Source organism: Streptomyces nigra (assembly GCF_003074055.1).
Lineage (GTDB): Bacteria > Actinomycetota > Actinomycetes > Streptomycetales > Streptomycetaceae > Streptomyces > Streptomyces nigra.
Genome location: NZ_CP029043.1, coordinates 4,268,731 through 4,286,397, shown reverse-complemented (window position 1 = coordinate 4,286,397; position 17,667 = coordinate 4,268,731). Strand labels below are relative to the sequence as shown.

Below are 17,667 nucleotides of genomic sequence, written 5' to 3'. Positions count from 1 at the left end.
CCCGGGCGGTCGGGCTGTGAGGGGCCGCATACGCTCACCCTTCTTACCGGGATCTCACGCTCGCCTTTCTCCTGTGATCCCGCTGTCGCCGTCAGTCGGCGGACCCCTCCGTCACCGCCGCCAGCTGTTCGGCGAACGGCACCACCGTGAAGGCGTCCGGCGCGGGCCGCCGCGTCGCCGACAGCCCCCGCATCAGCGCGGCCAGCTCGCCGGCCGCCCGTTCGATCCGTCCGTCCAGGCCCTCGGCGCCCCAGTCCTCGGAGGCCGCGTACACCCCGGTGGGGACGACGACGGCCCGCAGGTGGGCGAAGAGCGGGCGCAGCGCGTGGTCCAGGACGAGGGAGTGCCGGGCGGTGCCGCCGGTCGCGGCGATCAGCACCGGCATCCCGGTGAGCGCGTCCTTGTCGATGACGTCGAAGAACGACTTGAACAGCCCGCTGTACGACGCGGAGAACACCGGCGTGACGACGATCAGGCCGTCCGCCGAGGTCACCGCGTCGATCGCGGCGGCCAGCCGGCGCCCGGGGAAGCCGTTGGTCAGGTTCTGCGCGATCTCCACGGCGAGTTCGCGCAGCTCGACGACCCCGACGTCCACGTCCGCCTGGCGTCCCGTCGCGGCGGCCAGCCGGTCGGCGAGCAGCCGGGTGGAGGAGGGGACGCTCAGTCCCGCGGACACGACGACGAGCCTCATGCGACGGTCACCTCCTCGGCGTCCCTGCGGGCCAGCAGCGAGGCGTGGGTCGGGGCGTCCGGCACCCCGGCCGGGCGCCGGGCGGCGAACTCCTTGCGCAGCACCGGGACGACCTCCTCGCCGAGCAGGTCGAGCTGCTCCAGGACGGTCTTCAGCGGCAGCCCGGCGTGGTCCATCAGGAACAGCTGGCGCTGGTAGTCGCCGGCGTAGTCCCGGAAGGCGAGCGTCTTCTCGATCACCTGCTGCGGGGAGCCGACGGTCAGCGGCGTCTGCTCGGCGAAGTCCTCCAGCGAGGGCCCGTGGCCGTACACCGGCGCGTTGTCGAAGTACGGGCGGAACTCGCGCACGGCGTCCTGCGAGTTCTTCCGCATGAACACCTGCCCGCCCAGCCCGACGATCGCCTGCTCGGGGGTCCCGTGCCCGTAGTGCGCGTACCGGGTGCGGTACAGCTCGACCATCCGCTTGGTGTGGTCGGCGGGCCAGAAGATGTTGTTGTGGAAGAAGCCGTCGCCGTAGTACGCGGCCTGCTCGGCGATCTCCGGGGAGCGGATGGAGCCGTGCCAGACGAACGGCGGTACGCCGTCCAGCGGCCGGGGCGTGGAGGTGAAGCCCTGCAGCGGGGTGCGGAACTTGCCTTCCCAGTTCACGACGTCCTCGCGCCACAGGCGGTGCAGCAGGGCGTAGTTCTCGATGGCGAGGTTGATGCCCTGGCGGATGTCCTTGCCGAACCAGGGGTAGACCGGGCCGGTGTTGCCGCGGCCCATCATGAGGTCCATCCGGCCGTCGGCCAGGTGCTGGAGCATCGCGAAGTCCTCGGCGATCTTCACCGGGTCGTTCGTGGTGATGAGCGTGGTCGAGGTCGACAGGACGAGCCGCTCGGTGCGGGCCGCGATGTAGCCGAGCATGGTGGTCGGCGAGGACGGCACGAACGGCGGGTTGTGGTGCTCGCCGGTCGCGAAGACGTCCAGGCCGACCTCCTCCGCCTTCAGGGCGATGGCGACCATGGCCTTGATGCGGTCGCGCTCGGTCGGCGTGCGGCCGGTCGTGGGGTCCGGCGTGACGTCGCCGACGCTGAAGATCCCGAACTGCATGGTCGCTCACCCTCCAGGTTGTTTATGGTTCAACTATACCCGGAGAACGGTGACCCCCCATGGGCTATTCCCACCGCGGATCCCAGTACGGATCCGGCGCGGGTCCCAGCGTGGATCTCAGCGCGGAGCCGGTCGAGCATCCCAGCGCGGATCCCGGCCCGTCCGCGCGAGCAGCAGCTCGAACGCGGTCGCCCCCTCGGGCGCCGGCACCGGCTCCCCGAACGCCCCCATCGCCCGCGCCGTCGGCTCCAGCGTCTCCACCGCCCCCGCCAGCTCCGCCAGAACCGCCTCGTCGCACCCCGGGAACTCCTGGCCCGTCGCCCGCGCCAGATCCCACACGTGCACGGTGAGATCCAGCAGCACCATCGCGCCGACCAGCCGCGCGGGCATCCCCATCGCCCCCGTCGTCCCGTCCTCCACCCCCGGCGCCGACCACGCCGCCACCACCCGGCGGGCCTCGTCCGCAAGCCGCTCCCGCCACGCGGGATCCGAGCCGACCAGATCCGGGGTCTCCCCGAAGTCGGCCCCCTCCCGCACGGCCAGCCGCTGGAACTGCACCACCACCTGGAAGAGATGGTTGACCAGCGCCTTCACGTCGTACTCGGCACACGGCGTCCGCGCGCCCAGCGCCCCGTCGGGCACACCCCGCACCACCGGCACCGCCCGCTCGCACGCGCGGTCCAGCAGCTCCCCGATGCCGTACGTCTCCACCCTGTATGCGTCCATGCCCCCGACCGTAGGGACACCGGGGGCCGCCCCTCTTGAACAAACGCGACAACGAACGCGACGAGGAACGCGACGTACGATCCGCCCATGGAGGCACCCCGCCAGGACACCCGCGGGATCGTCGACCCGTCCGGGCTGCTCCGCCGCGTCCGGTTCCGGCGTCACGCGCCCGCCGAGCCGCTGCGCCGGTATGTCGAGTGGTACTGGCTGATCGACTGGGACCTGCCCGAGCCGTACGCCTCCCACATCGTCCCGCACCCGTCCGTCAATCTGACCTTCCAGTGGGACGAGGACGAGGGCGGCCCCTACGCCGAGCTCACCGGCGTCGCGCTCGGCCTCTACACCCGCAAGCTCACCGGCCGGGGCCGGGTCTGCGGGGTGAAGTTCCGGCCCGGCGGCTTCCGCCCCCACGCCCCCGACGCGCCGGTGTCCCGCTGGACGGGCCGCGCGCTCGACGCGGCGGAGGTCTTCCCCGCCGCCACCGCGGACACCGCCCGCACGATCGTGAGTCCGGCCGGCGACGACGCCCGGGTGGCCGCCCTCGACTCCTTCCTCCTCGCCCTCCCCCACGAACCAGACCCCCAGGCGGACCTCGCCGTCGACCTGGTCGCCCGGATCCGCGCCGACCGCACGATCCGCCGCGTCGCCGGCCTCGCGCGGGACGAGGGACTGTCGGTGCGCGCCCTGCAACGCCTCTTCTCCTCGTACGTGGGCGTCAGCCCCAAGTGGTGCATCCTGCGGTACCGCATCCACGACGCCCTCGAACGCGCCGGCACCGACGTCGACTGGGCCGCCCTCGCCCAGGAACTCGGCTACGCCGACCAGGCCCACCTGGTCCGTGACTTCACCTCGACGATCGGCGTGTCACCCACCGCCTACGCCCGCGCCGACAGCCGGTAGTGCCACGGGACCAGCACGAGCCGGCCGCGGACCACCAGGACTACGGAACGAGCACGAGCCGGCCGCGGACGCCGCCCTCGTCCAGCCGGGCGTGCGCCTTCGCCGCGTCGTCCAGGGCGTAGGTCTCGGCCACCCGGAGGGTCAGCACGCCTTCGTCCACCAGCCGGACCAGCTCGGCCAGCCGCGCGCCGTCGGCGCTCACCTCGACCGCCCCGGTCCGCACCCCGCGCACCGGCGCGGGCTCCGTGTGCGGGATGACGCCGAGGTAGGCGCCCCCGTCCCGCACCCACTCCAGCGCCGGTTCGCCCAGGACGGCGGCGTCCAGCACGGCGTCGAAGTTCCTGGCTCCGGGGTCGGCGGCCGTGAAACCGGCCGCCCCCAGCGACCGTACGAACTCCTCATCCGTCTCGCGGGCCAGTGCCGTGACGGCGATGCCCTGAAGCGCGGCGAGCTGGACGGCGTACCCGCCGACCGCCCCCGCGGCCCCCGTCACCAGCAGCGACCGTCCCGGGGCGAGTTCCAGCCGGTCCAGCGCCTGGGCGGCGGTCAGCGCGTTCAGCGGCAGTGCCGCCGCGTGCACCACGTCCACGGTCACCGGCGCCGTCGCGGCGGCGGTCGCGTCCACCACCACGTACTCGGCGTGGGTGCCCAGCGGCTTGACCATCCCGTGGTCGAGCGCGACCACCGCGTCGCCCACACTCCACGAGGTGGCGACGCCCACCGCGTCCACCGTGCCGGCGACATCCCAGCCCAGTCCGATCCGCTTCCCCGCGCCTCCGAAGACACCGGAGCGCACCCCCGCGTCCACCGGGTTCAGCGCGGCCGCCGCCACCTTGATCCGTATCTCCCTCGCACCGGGCTCCGGTACCGCGGTCTCCACGACCTCCACGGCCTCCGGCCCACCGAACGAGTCCACCACGACAGCACGCACAGCGTTCTCCTTGGTTTCGTCAGCGTCGACGGGGACGTTCTCCCGCCCCGCGCTCACAACCCTAGGAAGAGTTACTATCCAGCAGTAAGTAGTTACCTGAGAGTGCGTACATATCCCGGAGGTGAGTCATGGCGACCAGGACGGCGGCCCAGCGGCGCGAGCAGGCCCGCGTCGAGTACGACGCCTTCCTCAGGAGCTGTCCCACCAACCAGCTCCTGGACCGCATCAGCGACAAGTGGGTCAGCCTCGTCGTCTCCGCCCTCGCCCCCGGCCCGCTGCGCTACAGCGACCTGGGCCGCAAGATCGCCGGCGTCAGCCCCAAGATGCTCACCCAGACCCTGCGCTCGCTCGAACGCGACGGCCTGCTCACCCGCACCGTCACCCCGTCCGTCCCGGTGCGCGTCGACTACGAGCTGACCGCGCTGGGGCAGAACCTCGCCCAGCTGCTGACGGCCGTGAAGCACTGGGCCGAGACCCACTTCGACGAGGTGCACCGGGCCCGCGAACGCTACGACGCAGAGGGTCCCGAGGCCCCGTAGCGTCTCAGCGGCATGCCAGGCTGAGGGCCATGCTCATCCTGCGTTCCGCCGCCCTCTTCGTCGTCGCCGCCCTGTTCGAGATCGGCGGCGCCTGGCTGGTCTGGCAGGGCGTGCGCGAAAACCGCGGCCTGCTGTGGATCGGCGCGGGCGTACTGGCCCTCGGCGCCTACGGCTTCGTCGCCACGCTCCAGCCCGACGCGAACTTCGGCCGTATCCTCGCCGCCTACGGCGGAGTCTTCGTGGCCGGATCGCTGGCCTGGGGGATGGTTGCGGACGGCTACCGCCCGGACCGGTGGGACGTCACGGGCGCGCTGGTCTGCCTCGCCGGCATGGCGATCATCATGTACGTGCCGCGGGGCAACTGATCCGCGGCACCGGCGGGGCTCAGGACGGCTCGTCCGGCAGCAGCCCCAGCTGCCCCAGGAACTCCATCTCGTCGAAGTAGAGCCGGTAGTCGACGATCCGCCCTTCGTCGTCGACCTTGGCGAAGTCCACGCCGCGGATCCTGATCTCCTTCTGGGTCGCGGGCAGCGTCTCGCCCGTCGCCAACTGGATCGGCCCGGTGTTGTGGCCGTGGAAGACGCCCTCGTCGATGGCGGTGTCACCGACCTCGTAGGCGTGCACGGACTCGTAGCTGCCGTCGGGTACCGCCTGGCTCATCTGCCGCCAGTAGGCGGTGATGTCGTCACGGCCGTGCAGCTCCCCGCCGTCCGGTGTCACGGCGACCGCGTCCTTCGCGTAGACCTCGGCGATGGCGGCGGAGTCCGCGGTGGTGATCGCCGCGGTCAGCCGGTCCATGGCCTCACGTGCCTGTCCCATGATCCACCTCCTGCCCTGGGGATCACCCATCCCATTGTCCCACCGCACGGCCCGCCTATCCTGGCCGTGCAGCCCGTGAACCCGACCCCGCACCAGGAGCACCCATGCCGAGCGCCGCACCGTCCGCCGCCTCCCGCATCGCCGTCGTGACCGGTGCGAGCAGCGGGATCGGAGCCGCCACGGCACGGCAACTGGCCGCCGCCGGCTACCGCGTGGTCCTCACCGCCCGCCGCAAGGACCGGATCGAGGCGCTGGCCGAGGAGATCACCGCGGCCGGCCACTCCGCCACCGCCTACCAGCTGGACGTCACGGACCGCGCGGCCGTGGACGAGTTCGCGACGGCGTTCCGCACGGTCGGCGTCCTCGTCAACAACGCGGGCGGGGCCCTCGGCGCCGACCCGGTGGCCACCGGCGACCCGGACGACTGGCGCACGATGTACGAGACGAACGTCATCGGCACCCTGAATCTCACGCAGGCGCTGCTGCCCAGGCTGGAGGCGAGCGGCGACGGCACCGTGGTGGTCGTCTCCTCCACCGCCGGACACGCCGCCTACGAGGGCGGCGCCGGATACGTCGCGGCCAAGCACGGCGCGCACGTCCTGGCGGAGACCCTGCGCCTGGAGATCGTCGGCAAGCCGGTGCGGGTGATCGAGGTGGCCCCCGGCATGGTGCGGACCGAGGAGTTCGCGCTGACCCGCTTCGGCGGCGACGCCGAGAAGGCCGCGAAGGTCTACGAGGGCGTGGCCGAGCCGCTGACCGCCGACGACGTCGCCGACACGATCACCTGGGCGGTCACCCGCCCGAGCCACGTGAACATCGACCTGCTGGTCGTCCGCCCCCGGGCCCAGGCGTCCAACACCAAGGTGCACAGGGAGGCCCCGTGAGCCCCGCGGGCAAGGACCCGCACAACGAACGCCAGATGTGGTGGTGGCTCGCCTACTTCCTCTTCGGCATCCACATCGTGGCGTTCGTCATGATCTACGCGGTGACCCACGCACCGAAGTAGCCCGGGTGCGCGGCGGGCCGGTCAGCCCTTGACGCAGACGACCTGCTTCAGCTTCGCGACGACCTGCACCAGGTCCCGCTGCTGGTCGATGACCTGCTCGATGGGCTTGTAGGCGCCCGGGATCTCGTCCACGACACCGGAGTCCTTGCGGCACTCCACGCCTCGTGTCTGCTCCTCCAGGTCCTTCGTCGAGAACCGCTTCTTCGCGGCGGTACGGCTCATGCGCCGACCGGCCCCGTGCGAGGCGGAGTTGAAGGACAGCGGGTTCCCGAGGCCCTTCACGATGTACGAGCCCGTCCCCATGGAGCCGGGGATGATGCCGTAGTCGCCGGAGCCGGCCCGGATCGCGCCCTTGCGGGTCACGAGCAGGTCCATACCGTCGTAGCGCTCCTCGGCCACATAGTTGTGGTGGGCGCTGATCTCGGGCTCGAAGACCGGCTTGGCCTTCTTGAACTCCTTGCGGACGACGTCCTTGAACAGGGCCATCATGATCGTGCGGTTGTACTTGGCGTACTCCTGCGCCCAGAACAGGTCGTTGCGGTACGCCGCCATCTGCGGGGTGTCCGCGATGAAGACGGCGAGGTCGCGGTCGACCAGGCCCTGGTTGTGCGGGAGCTTCTGGGCGACGCCGATGTGGAACTCGGCGAGTTCCTTGCCGATGTTCCGCGAGCCGGAGTGCAGCATCAGCCACACCGCTCCCTCGGTGTCGGTGCACAGCTCGATGAAGTGGTTGCCCGAGCCGAGCGTGCCCATCTGCTTGGTGGCCCGCTCCTCACGGAACTTCACCGCGTCGGCGATCCCGCCGAAACGGCCCCAGAAGGCGTCCCACCCGGCCGTGCCGAAGCCGTGCAGCCGCGCCGGGTCGACGGGGCTGTCGTGCATGCCCCGGCCCACCGGGATGGCCTGCTCGATCTTCGACCGGAGCCGCGACAGGTCCCCCGGCAGGTCGTTGGCCGTGAGAGACGTCTTGACCGCCGACATCCCGCAGCCGATGTCCACGCCCACCGCGGCGGGGCACACGGCCCCGTGCATCGCGATGACGGACCCGACCGTCGCGCCCTTGCCGTAGTGCACGTCCGGCATCACGGCCAGGCCCTTGATCCACGGCAGGGTCGCGACGTTCCGCAGCTGCTGGAGCGCGGACTCCTCGACCGTCGCCGGGTCGGTCCACATCCGGATGGGAACCTTCGCACCCGGCATCTCTACGTACGACATCTCTTCCCCAATCCCCCGCAAAACACATACAAGTCTGAAATAGCAAAACTGGCGCCAAGGTCGGCGAAAAAGGACAGCGGACCGGCGTTCACAGCGATGCGTGCGATACACATTGTCTGCAGGGGGCGCCCCCACGCGGCAAGCGATTAACCAGCGCGGACACTGAGGGACCGGCGAACACACCGGCCACACCGCACCGTCGAGAGGAGCCTGACCGTGCAGCGGAAGGCGTACGTATCCGGCGTCGCCGCGCTCCTCGCGGTGCTGCTGGCCGGCTGCACCGGCGGGTCCGGCGAGGGCGGCGCCACCGACGACTCCAACCCCGGTGACTCCGGCACGGCCAGCGCCGTCGCCGAGCCCGGCCGGTACCGGAATCTGCCGGAGCCCTGCGGCACGGTCGGCGAGGAGACCCTCGACGAGCTGCTGCCCGGCATCAGGGAGATGACGGACCAGAAGCGCCGCGAGAAGGCGTACGAGGGCACCCCGACCCTCACCTTCGACACGGACCGCAAGGTCGGCTGTCGCTGGAAGGTCGAGTCCGCCGAGGCCACCGACCACCTCTTCGTCAACTTCGAGCGCGTGGTGGCCTACGACACCGCGACCAGCGACGACAGCGAGGCGGAGCGGCTGTTCGCGAAGCAGCGGGACGCCGCCGACCTGCCCGAGCCGGTGAGCACCGTCACGCCGAGCCCCGATGTGACCGGTTCCTCCTCGGCCTCACCGTCCGGCTCCCCCTCCTCGACGCCCTCCGGGTCCTCGTCCCCCTCGACCTCGGCGTCCGGCGGCACCCCGCCCGAACTCCAGCCGCGCGTCCTGGAGGACCTCGGGGACGAGGCGTTCCTCGACGACGCGCTCAACACGTCCGGATCGACCGCCCAGCAGCGCAAGGTGACTGTGGCGTTCCGCACGTCCAACGTGATCGTGACCGTCGAGTACGAGGAGCAGCCGATGACCGTCGGCGCGGTGCCCGACAGCGAGGAAATGCAGGACAGGGCCCAGAAACTGGCCGCGCAACTGGCCGACGCACTGGGTGACTAGCGCCTCCCGCGCACCCCTTCGCCCCTCGCCGCGACGTGATCGAAACGAGACCACACAGCTTCTTCACCGCGTACCGTGGCCCCTCGGACCCGATCCGACCGCAGAAACTCCGAGTGGCAGTCATGAGTGAAGGAACCATGCAGCGAGCAGCGATGCGAGATCAGATTGACCGGCGTGACCAGCGCGAGCAGCGGGCGAGGGGTCTGCGCCGGGCCCTTGTCTGCGCCGCCGCCGTCCCCGTGATGCTGATCGCCGCGGGCTGCTCGTCGGACTCCGGTTCCGGCGACAAGGCGTCCAAGGGCGGCGACGGCGACGGGGCGACGTCCTCGGCGTCGAAGTCCGCGAGCGCCTCGCCGACCGTGCAGGCCGCCGTGTACAAGTCGCTTCCCGAGGCGTGCAAGGTGCTGTCGGAGAAGACGCTGGACGACCTGGTGCCGAAGGCGAAGTCCGGCAAGAAGGGCTCGTCCGACGACACCTCGACGCGCGGCTCCTGCTCCTGGAGCAGCCTCGACAACAACGGTGTGAAGGGCTCGCAGTTCCGCTGGCTCAACGTCTCCCTGCTGCGCTTCGAGTCGGACGCCGCGCGCGGCGCCGGTGACAAGCTGGCGCAGGAGTACTACCGCACGCAGGCGCAGGACGCCCGCTCGGTGACCGGCGCGAAGAACACGAAGTCGCAGCCCGTGCAGGGCGTCGGCGACGAGGCGACGGCGGTGCGCTACGACCTGAAGAAGAAGGAGGGGTCCTTCAAGCAGGAGACGGTCGTGGCACGCACCGAGAACGTCGTGGTCACCGTCGACTACAACGGCGCCGGCCTGGCCGGTGAGAAGACCCCGGACGGCGACAAGCTGAACAAGCTGGCGCAGAAGGCGCTCGAGGAGGCCGTCGCGGCGGTCGCGAAGGCCAACGGCGCGGGCGGCGACGCGGGCACGCCGAGCAGCGCCCCTTCGAAGCCGGCGTCGAAGTCTCCCTCGGCCGAGCCGTCCAAGGACGCGTCGCGCTCCCCTTCCCCGTCAGCGTCGAAGAAGAGCTGACTGTCACACCCCGCCCACCGCTGCGTCACAACGCGCAGCTCAGCGGGGGAGGTTGACCGGGCCCGGTTCCCCTGGGGGACCGGGCTCGTGCCGGTCCGGGGGCACGGGCGCCTTCCGGATGTGCCACTCTGTTGCGCGCAACAACAGCCATGGGGAGGGGAGTACGAGTGGCCGGGCCACCGCAGCTGACTCGGATGCACCGCGTTCTCATCGGCGTGGTCGTCTTCGGCGCCGTCATCATCGCCGGTATCGGCTTCGCCGGTTCGTACGCGGCCGTCCGCGAGCTGGCCATCCAGAAGGGCTTCGGGAACTTCAGCTATGTGTTCCCGATCGGCATCGACGCGGGCATCTGCGTCCTGCTGGCCCTGGATCTGCTGCTGACGTGGATCCGCATCCCCTTCCCGCTGCTGCGCCAGACGGCCTGGCTGCTGACGGCCGCCACGATCGCCTTCAACGGCGCGGCGGCCTGGCCGGACCCGCTGGGCGTCGGCATGCACGGCGTCATCCCGATCCTGTTCGTGGTGTCGGTCGAGGCGGCGCGGCACGCGATCGGCCGAATAGCCGACATCACCGCCGACAAGCACATGGAGGGCGTCCGCCTCACCCGGTGGCTGCTCTCGCCCCTGCCGACCTTCCTGCTGTGGCGCCGGATGAAGCTGTGGGAGCTGCGCTCCTACGAGCAGGTCATCAAGCTGGAGCAGGAGCGGCTGGTCTACCAGGCGCGGCTGCGCTCGCGGTTCGGCCGGGCCTGGCGCCGCAAGGCCCCGGTGGAGTCGCTGATGCCGCTGCGTCTCGCGCGCTACGGCGTCCCGCTGGCGGACACCGCCCCGGCGGGCCTCGCGGCGGCGGGCATCGAGCCGGCGCTGCTGCCCCCGGCGCCGCAGCAGACCCGGGACGCGGTGTCCGCGCCGGCGGGCCCGGCGGCCCTGGACGGCGCCGGTTCCGGCCGTGCCGCGGTGGCCGTCCCGATCCCCCGGCAGGCGGGCCCCGTGGACGAGCGGTACCCGCGCCCGGCGGGTCCGCCGGAGCCGGACCCCGAGCCGGAGTACGTGCAGGACTGGTTCAACACGCCCCGGCAGGTCGAGTACCACGGCGGCTACGACGCCCAGTACGACCCCCAGGGACACCTGGAGGACTGGTACGCGGAGCAGCAGCAGGCCGACCAGTACCGGGACCAGTACGAGGAGGAGCCCCCGCTTCAGGAGCCCTCCCCGGAGGACACCGGCACGTTTCCGATCCCGGTGACGTCGGCCCGTACCCGGCAGCTCGGCGAGGGCGGCGGCACACCGGCCCGGGAGCCGTCGGAGGAGGACTACTACCAGGTCTTCCGTGAGTCGATCAAGGGCGGGAACGGCGCGCCGACGCCGCGCGGCTTCATCGCCGACGTCGAGGCCACGTACGGCGTGCGGCTGGACGAGGCCGAGGTCAAGCGCATGATGAACCGGTTCTCCAACCGGCTCAACGCGGAGCTGACGGACGAGCACATCGCCTGACCGCACAAGGACATCAAAAGAGGGGCCCTCGGGATCGAGGGCCCCTCTTCCGTTGGTCCGGTCAGGCGCCGAGCAGGTGCCGCACCCGCTCCTGACCCACCGCCAGCAGCAGCGTGGGCAGCCGCGGCCCGGTGTCCCGGCCCACCAGCAGGTGGTAGAGCAGGGCGAAGAACGACCGCTGGGCCGTCTTGATCTCCGGCGGCAGCTCCTTGGGCGTGGCGTCCGCGGAGAAGCCGGCCTGCACCTTGGGCACGCCGTACACGAGGTGGGTCAGACCGTCGAGCGACCAGTGCTCGGCGAGCCCGTCGAGCAGCAGCCGCAGCGACTGCTGGGACGCCTCGTCGAGGGACTTCAGCAGCTCGGCGTCGGGCTCCTCGCGCACGATGGTCCGCTGGTCGGCGGGTACGTGCGTGTTGATCCAGGCCTCGGCCTTGTCGTAGCGCGGACGGGCCTCGTCCAGGTCGGACAGCGGGTTCTCCGGGTCGAGCTCGGAGAGGATGCGCAGCGCCTGGTCCTGGTGCCCGGCGGTGATGTCCGCGACGGACGCGAGCGTCCGGTACGGCAGCGGGCGCGGCGTGCGCGGCAGCTCACCGGCGGCGGTGCCCACGGCACGGGAGTGCGCGGCCACGTCGGCGGGCAGCGCGGTGCCGTCGGCGACCTTGGCGTCGAGCTTGTCCCACTCGTCGTAGAGCCGCTGGATCTCCTGGTCGAAGGCGATCTTGAAGGACTGGTTGGGCCGGCGGCGGGCGTACAGCCAGCGCAGCAGCTGCGGCTCCATGATCTTCAGCGCGTCGGCCGGGGTGGGCACCCCGCCCTTGGAGGACGACATCTTGGCCATGCCGGAGATGCCGACGAACGCGTACATGGGGCCGATGGGCTGCTTGCCGCCGAAGATGCCGACGATCTGCCCGCCGACCTGGAACGACGAGCCCGGCGAGGAGTGGTCGACACCGCTCGGCTCGAAGATCACGCCCTCGTAGGCCCAGCGCATGGGCCAGTCGACCTTCCAGACCAGCTTGCCGCGGTTGAACTCCTCGAGCCGCACGGTCTCCGCGAAGCCGCACGCGTCGCACGTGTACGACAGCTCGGTGGTGTCGTCGTCGTACGAGGTGACGGTGGTGAGGTCCTTCTCGCAGTTGCCGCAGTACGGCTTGTAGGGGAAGTACCCGGCGGAGCCGGAGCTGCCGTCGTCCTCGGCGGCGGCGCCGGAGCCCTCGGCGGCCTCCAGCTCGGCCTCGTCGAGGGGCTTCTGCTGCTTCTTCGCCGGTGCCTTCTTGGTGCGGTACTGGGCGAGGATCGCGTCGATGTCACCGCGGTGCTTCATGGCGTGCAGGATCTGCTCGCGGTAGACGCCCGAGGTGTACTGCGTCGTCTGGCTGATGCCGTCGAACTCGACGCCCAGCTCGGCGAGCGACTCGACCATCGCCGCCTTGAAGTGCTCCGCCCAGTTCGAGTGCGAGGAGCCCTTCGGGGCGGGCACGGACGTCAGCGGCTTGCCGATGTGCGCGGCCCACGACTCGTCCACGCCGGGGACACCGGCCGGCACCTTGCGGTAGCGGTCGTAGTCGTCCCAGGAGATCAGATGGCGCACCTGGTACCCGCGGCGGCGGATCTCGTCGGCGACCAGGTGCGGGGTCATGACCTCGCGGAGGTTGCCCAGGTGGATGGGGCCCGAGGGGGAGAGGCCGGACGCGACGACGACCGGTTTGCCCGGGGCCCGACGCTCCGACTCCTCGATGACCTCATCCGCGAAACGGGAGACCCAGTCGGTGGTCTCGGTGCTCTGAGCCACGATCGGCACGTCCTTCTTTCTCCAGAACAGCCGCACGGTCCACGGCCGACACGTCATTCTCCCAGACGGCATCGTGCTCGAGAAAACGGCTTTACCACGCATGGGATACTGGCTGGGTCTATCCGTCCGACGAGGAGAACGGCACCCCATCCCATGGCCTCGGTCACGCCCCTCAGCGCTTCTGTCGAGCAGCAGCTCACGTCCGCCCTCTCGGCCACCCTGCCGGAGGCGACCGACGTCGACCCGCTGCTCCGACGCAGCGACCGGGCGGACTACCAGGCGAACGGCATCCTCGCGCTCGCCAAGAAGGCCAGGTCGAACCCGAGAGAGCTGGCCACCCAGGTCGTCGCGGGCCTCACCACCGGTGACGTGATCAAGGAGGTCGAGGTCTCCGGCCCCGGCTTCCTCAACATCACGCTCGCGGACCGCGCCATCACCGAGAACCTGGCCGCGCGGTACGCCGACGGCGACCGGCTCGGCGTGGCGCCCAAGGCCGAGCCCGGCATCACGGTCATCGACTACGCCCAGCCGAACGTGGCCAAGGAGATGCACGTCGGCCATCTGCGCTCCGCCGTGATCGGCGACGCCCTGCGCGGCATGCTCGACTTCACCGGCGAGAAGACGATCGGCCGGCACCACATCGGCGACTGGGGCACGCAGTTCGGCATGCTCATCCAGTACCTGATGGAGCACCCGGGCGAGCTGGCCCCGCCGTCGGAGGTCGACGGCCAGGAGGCCATGTCGAACCTGAACCGCGTCTACAAGGCCTCGCGGGCGCTCTTCGACGCCGACGACGACTTCAAGGAGCGGGCGCGCAAGCGGGTCGTCGCCCTGCAGTCCGGCGACAAGGAGACCCTGGAGCTCTGGCAGCAGTTCGTCGACGAGTCGAAGGTCTACTTCTACTCGGTCTTCGAGAAGCTGGACATGGAGATCCGCGACGAGGAGATCGTCGGCGAGTCCGCGTACAACGACGGCATGCCCGAGACGGCCCGCCTCCTGGAGGAGATGGGCGTCGCGGTCCGCTCCGAGGGCGCGCTCGTCGTGTTCTTCGACGACATCCGGGGCAAGGACGACCAGCCGGTCCCGCTGATCGTGCAGAAGGCGGACGGCGGCTTCGGCTACGCGGCCTCCGACCTGACGGCGATCCGCAACCGGGTCCAGGACCTGCACGCGACCACGCTGCTGTACGTCGTCGACGTGCGTCAGTCGCTCCACTTCAAGATGGTCTTCGAGACGGCCCGCCGGGCGGGCTGGCTGGGCGACGACGTCACCGCGCACAACATGGGCTACGGCACCGTGCTCGGCGCGGACGGCAAGCCCTTCAAGACGCGTGAGGGCGAGACCGTACGGCTCGAGGACCTGCTGGACGAGGCGGTGCAGCGGGCCGCAGAGGTCGTCCGGGAGAAGGCGCAGGACCTCACCGAGGACGAGATCCAGGAGCGGGCCGCGCAGGTGGGCATCGGCGCGGTGAAGTACGCCGACCTGTCGACGTCCCCCAACCGCGACTACAAGTTCGACCTGGACCAGATGGTGTCGCTGAACGGCGACACGTCCGTCTACCTCCAGTACGCCTACGCCCGGATCCAGTCGATCCTGCGCAAGGCCGGTGACGTCCGGCCCGCCGCGCACCCCGAGCTGGAGCTGCACCCGGCGGAGCGGGCGCTGGGCCTGCACCTGGACGCGTTCGGGGACACGGTCTTCGAGGCGGCGGCGGAGTACGCCCCGCACAAGGTGGCCGCGTACCTGTACCAACTGGCGTCGCTGTACACGACGTTCTACGACAAGTGCCCGGTCCTCAAGGCCGAGACGTCGGAGCAGGTGGAGAACCGCCTGTTCCTGTGCGACCTGACGGCCCGCACCCTGCACCGGGGCATGGCCCTGCTGGGCATCCGGACGCCCGAGCGCCTCTGAGCCCGGCCCGCGCACACGGCACACGGCCCGTCCTCTCCGACACGGAAGAGGACGGGCCGCGTGCGTGAAGTGCCGGGCTGCCGTCAGGCGTTGGCGAACCGCTTGAACGCCGCCTTGGTCCCGGACCCGGCGATCCCGTCGATGGCGCCGGTGTAGCCGTAGTTCCTGAGCAGACGCTGCAGCGCCTTGATGGTGTTCGGCCCGACGACGCCGTCGATCGAGCCGGTGTAGCCCCAGTACTCCTTGAGGCAGCGCTGGAACGCCTTCCAGCTGTTGGTGCCGAGCTGCCCGTCGATCGCCCCCGTGTAGCCCCAGTACTCCTTGAGCCAGCTCTGGACCTTCTTCGCCTCGGCCGAGGTCAGTCCGAGGTTGTTCACCGCGAGGACGCTCACCTCGGAGCTCACCGCCGGCTGGGTGTCCGGCGCAGCGAAGCTCGTCCCGGCGGTCGCGAGGCTGCCGGCGGCGAGGCCGACGACGGCGGTGACGCTGACGAGGGTCCTGGTCCAGACATTCGGTCGCATACGTGTCCCTCTCGATCTCGGTCGGCCGGCGGCGGGTGCCGCCTGGCTGGCGATACGAGCCTGGGGGCTGCCCGGGACCGGGTGCCACGGTCTCCGCCGAAGTGACGTCGCCGTGGGACGTCCCACCCGCCGACCTGCGCGAACGCGGTCCCGCGGGACGTCACGGCGGGACGCCCGCGGCCGGGCGGTGGCCGAATCGCCACGGCTGCCGGAACCGGCTTCCGTTGCGGACCGTGGTCGCTGATGCACAATGCGCCGGGGGCGCCGGGGGCCACTGACCACGGACCGCGGGCCCACACCGTGAACGCGAATGGGGGGAACATGTCGCGTTGGGCAGCGCTGTCCGCGGAACTGGATCCGCGGGTACGCCGGTTCGTGGTGTGCACGCGCCGGCTGAAGGACCACAGCGGGCTGAGTCTGCGGCAGCTGGCGGCGCGGACGGGGTACAGCCAGAAGTCCTGGGAGCGGTATCTCGGGGGCCGTTCGCTGCCGCCCCGGGAGGCCGTCGCGGCGCTGGCGGCGGCGGTGGGCGAGGATCCGACGCGGCTGCTCGCGCTGCACGAGGTGGCGGCGGAGGCGTGGCGCAGGGGACGCGCCGGTCCACCGGAACCGCCCGTGGCGCAGGACGCCCCCGATGGCCCGCCCCCGCCCGGGCGTTCGGCGCGGGTCGCCCTGATCGCGGGGGCCGTGGCGCTCGTGCTGGCGCTCTCCACGACCGTGCTCCTCGCCGTCCGGCTGAGCGGCGGCGAGCAGGACGGGCCGCCCGCGACGCTCGTGGCGACCGACGTGCCGTCGTCGGCGTCCGCCTCGCCCACGGCACCGCTCTACACCTGCCGCCTCGAACGCTTCGACGGCCGCTGGTACGCGGGCCTCAGCCGTACCCGGGACGCCATCCTGGCCCAGGGCCACGCGGGGCCGGACGTCGCCGAGGCCCAGTGCCTGCTGCGCCGGGCCGGTCTCGCGCCGGGCGCCGTCGACGGGCTCTTCGGTCCGGTGACGCAGCGAGCGGTCGAGGACCTTCAGCGGCGGGACGGTCTCGTGGTGGACGGCATCGTCGGTCCGCACACCTGGAAGGCGCTACGGGGATGACGACGCCGTCACCATCGCCGTCACCGGAACGGGCCCGGCTGGCGTCCGCGCTACGGGAGTTCAAGGACCGGACCGGGCTGAGCCTGGCCGGTCTGGCCGCCAAGACCACGTTCAGCAAGTCGTCCTGGGACCGGTACCTCAACGGCCGGACGCTTCCGCCTCGCGAGGCGGTACGGGAGCTGTGCCGTCTCGCCGGGGAGCCGGAGGGGCGCTGTCTGGCGCTGTGGGAGATCGCCGAGTCGGAGGGAAGCGGCCGCGCGGCCGAACGCGCGGAGCCCGCCCCACCACCGGAACCCGCGCCCGGGCCCACCGAGGAGCGAACCCCGGTGGAGCAGAACTCCGCGCACCGCCGGGCGACCCTGGCCGCCGTACTCGCCGCCGTGTCCGCCGTGGTCCTCGGGACCGTCGCCGCGGTGGCCCTGCTGCTGCCGGGCCGGGACGGTGGGCCGGGGGCCGCACCGGCGCCGTCCACGACCGGGCCGCGCTGCCAGGGCGCGGTGTGCGAGGGCAAGAGCCCGATGCACATGAAGTGCGCCGGCTCTCCGCAGACCCTCGCCGCGTACCGGACGGCGACGGGCGCCTGGCTGGAGCTGCGCTACAGCCATGAGTGCGGGACGAGTTGGGCGCGGATGTGGGGGACACGGATCGGGGACCGGCTGGAGATGTCGGCGGCCCGGCATCGCGGGGCGGCGGACGGGCGGGTGCGCAGCGTGCGGATCGAGGACGGCGTCGACGCGGACTCGTACGTCTACACGCCGATGACCGCGGCCGGCCCGGGCAGCGTCGTCCGGGCCTGCTTCGACCCGGCGGCGGGCGGCGGCGAGGAGTGCTTCGACAGCCGCGTCGCACGCTGAGCCCCGGCACCCAGGGCATT

Annotated in this window: 19 protein-coding genes; 11 read left to right on the top strand and 8 right to left on the bottom strand. The window is 71.5% G+C overall.

What is annotated here, in order from left to right; all coding sequences use genetic code 11:
• Positions 1 to 91: 91 nt before the first annotated feature.
• The 3 genes from DC008_RS19895 to DC008_RS19885 all read right to left on the bottom strand — a co-directional run bounded on the left by DC008_RS19895 (position 92) and on the right by DC008_RS19885 (position 2,508).
• On the bottom strand, positions 92 to 691 hold the full coding sequence (locus DC008_RS19895) for an FMN reductase (RefSeq protein ID WP_108708132.1): 600 nt from the start codon (positions 689 to 691) through the stop codon (positions 92 to 94).
• Positions 688 to 1,782, bottom strand: coding sequence for an LLM class flavin-dependent oxidoreductase (locus DC008_RS19890; RefSeq protein ID WP_108708131.1), 1,095 nt, complete (start codon positions 1,780 to 1,782; stop codon positions 688 to 690). The genes DC008_RS19895 and DC008_RS19890 overlap by 4 nt, the downstream gene beginning before the upstream one ends.
• 117 nt (positions 1,783 to 1,899) lie before the next feature.
• Complete coding sequence (locus DC008_RS19885) at positions 1,900 to 2,508, bottom strand: TIGR03086 family metal-binding protein (protein ID WP_108708130.1); 609 nt, start codon at positions 2,506 to 2,508, stop codon at positions 1,900 to 1,902.
• A gap of 87 nt (positions 2,509 to 2,595) precedes the next feature.
• Here DC008_RS19885 and DC008_RS19880 point away from each other — a divergent pair, with 87 nt between their 5' ends.
• Positions 2,596 to 3,408 carry a helix-turn-helix domain-containing protein gene (locus DC008_RS19880; protein ID WP_108708129.1) on the top strand — a complete coding sequence of 271 codons (813 nt, stop codon included), beginning with the start codon at positions 2,596 to 2,598 and terminating at the stop codon, positions 3,406 to 3,408.
• A gap of 40 nt (positions 3,409 to 3,448) precedes the next feature.
• Here DC008_RS19880 and DC008_RS19875 read toward each other — a convergent pair whose 3' ends face one another.
• On the bottom strand, positions 3,449 to 4,339 hold the full coding sequence (locus DC008_RS19875; protein WP_108708128.1) for an NADP-dependent oxidoreductase: 891 nt from the start codon (positions 4,337 to 4,339) through the stop codon (positions 3,449 to 3,451).
• A gap of 128 nt (positions 4,340 to 4,467) precedes the next feature.
• On the opposite strand from DC008_RS19875, the gene DC008_RS19870 reads away from it, so the two are divergent.
• Both DC008_RS19870 and DC008_RS19865 read left to right on the top strand, forming a co-directional pair.
• Positions 4,468 to 4,878 carry a winged helix-turn-helix transcriptional regulator gene (locus DC008_RS19870; RefSeq protein WP_108708127.1) on the top strand — a complete coding sequence of 137 codons (411 nt, stop codon included), beginning with the start codon at positions 4,468 to 4,470 and terminating at the stop codon, positions 4,876 to 4,878.
• A 29-nt stretch (positions 4,879 to 4,907) separates the two neighbouring features.
• A complete protein-coding gene (locus tag DC008_RS19865) occupies positions 4,908 to 5,243 on the top strand; it encodes a YnfA family protein (protein ID WP_055622676.1) in 336 nt (111 codons plus the stop codon).
• 19 nt (positions 5,244 to 5,262) lie between these two features.
• Here DC008_RS19865 and DC008_RS19860 read toward each other — a convergent pair whose 3' ends face one another.
• Complete coding sequence (locus DC008_RS19860) at positions 5,263 to 5,697, bottom strand: ester cyclase (protein ID WP_108708126.1); 435 nt, start codon at positions 5,695 to 5,697, stop codon at positions 5,263 to 5,265.
• A 104-nt stretch (positions 5,698 to 5,801) separates the two neighbouring features.
• On the opposite strand from DC008_RS19860, the gene DC008_RS19855 reads away from it, so the two are divergent.
• Complete coding sequence (locus DC008_RS19855; RefSeq protein WP_108708125.1) at positions 5,802 to 6,581, top strand: SDR family NAD(P)-dependent oxidoreductase; 780 nt, start codon at positions 5,802 to 5,804, stop codon at positions 6,579 to 6,581.
• Positions 6,578 to 6,703, top strand: coding sequence for a hypothetical protein (locus tag DC008_RS36270; protein WP_256959440.1), 126 nt, complete (start codon positions 6,578 to 6,580; stop codon positions 6,701 to 6,703). The genes DC008_RS19855 and DC008_RS36270 overlap by 4 nt, the downstream gene beginning before the upstream one ends.
• Before the next feature lie 21 nt (positions 6,704 to 6,724).
• Here the strand turns inward: DC008_RS36270 and DC008_RS19850 are convergent, their stop codons facing one another.
• Positions 6,725 to 7,918 carry an RtcB family protein gene (locus DC008_RS19850; RefSeq protein WP_108708124.1) on the bottom strand — a complete coding sequence of 398 codons (1,194 nt, stop codon included), beginning with the start codon at positions 7,916 to 7,918 and terminating at the stop codon, positions 6,725 to 6,727.
• 216 nt (positions 7,919 to 8,134) lie between these two features.
• On the opposite strand from DC008_RS19850, the gene DC008_RS19845 reads away from it, so the two are divergent.
• From DC008_RS19845 to DC008_RS19835, 3 genes are all read left to right on the top strand, one after another.
• A complete protein-coding gene (locus DC008_RS19845; protein ID WP_055622681.1) occupies positions 8,135 to 8,956 on the top strand; it encodes a hypothetical protein in 822 nt (273 codons plus the stop codon).
• A 137-nt stretch (positions 8,957 to 9,093) separates the two neighbouring features.
• The gene (locus DC008_RS19840; RefSeq protein WP_235073464.1) at positions 9,094 to 9,987 is read left to right on the top strand and encodes a DUF3558 domain-containing protein; all 894 of its coding nucleotides are present in this window, start codon (positions 9,094 to 9,096) and stop codon (positions 9,985 to 9,987) included.
• A gap of 167 nt (positions 9,988 to 10,154) precedes the next feature.
• On the top strand, positions 10,155 to 11,480 hold the full coding sequence (locus DC008_RS19835) for a DUF2637 domain-containing protein (RefSeq protein ID WP_108708122.1): 1,326 nt from the start codon (positions 10,155 to 10,157) through the stop codon (positions 11,478 to 11,480).
• Positions 11,481 to 11,541: 61 nt separating this feature from the next.
• Here the strand turns inward: DC008_RS19835 and lysS are convergent, their stop codons facing one another.
• Entirely contained in the window at positions 11,542 to 13,281 is a 1,740-nt protein-coding gene (gene lysS, locus DC008_RS19830; protein WP_108710779.1) for a lysine--tRNA ligase, read from the bottom strand.
• A gap of 144 nt (positions 13,282 to 13,425) precedes the next feature.
• On the opposite strand from lysS, the gene argS reads away from it, so the two are divergent.
• Positions 13,426 to 15,183 carry an arginine--tRNA ligase gene (gene argS / locus DC008_RS19825; protein WP_108708121.1) on the top strand — a complete coding sequence of 586 codons (1,758 nt, stop codon included), beginning with the start codon at positions 13,426 to 13,428 and terminating at the stop codon, positions 15,181 to 15,183.
• An 83-nt stretch (positions 15,184 to 15,266) separates the two neighbouring features.
• Here the strand turns inward: argS and DC008_RS19820 are convergent, their stop codons facing one another.
• Entirely contained in the window at positions 15,267 to 15,704 is a 438-nt protein-coding gene (locus DC008_RS19820; protein ID WP_108708120.1) for a peptidoglycan-binding domain-containing protein, read from the bottom strand.
• 321 nt (positions 15,705 to 16,025) lie between these two features.
• On the opposite strand from DC008_RS19820, the gene DC008_RS19815 reads away from it, so the two are divergent.
• Both DC008_RS19815 and DC008_RS19810 read left to right on the top strand, forming a co-directional pair.
• Entirely contained in the window at positions 16,026 to 16,793 is a 768-nt protein-coding gene (locus tag DC008_RS19815) for a peptidoglycan-binding protein (RefSeq protein ID WP_108708119.1), read from the top strand.
• A complete protein-coding gene (locus tag DC008_RS19810) occupies positions 16,790 to 17,647 on the top strand; it encodes a helix-turn-helix domain-containing protein (RefSeq protein ID WP_108708118.1) in 858 nt (285 codons plus the stop codon). The genes DC008_RS19815 and DC008_RS19810 overlap by 4 nt, the downstream gene beginning before the upstream one ends.
• Positions 17,648 to 17,667 lie beyond the last annotated feature (20 nt).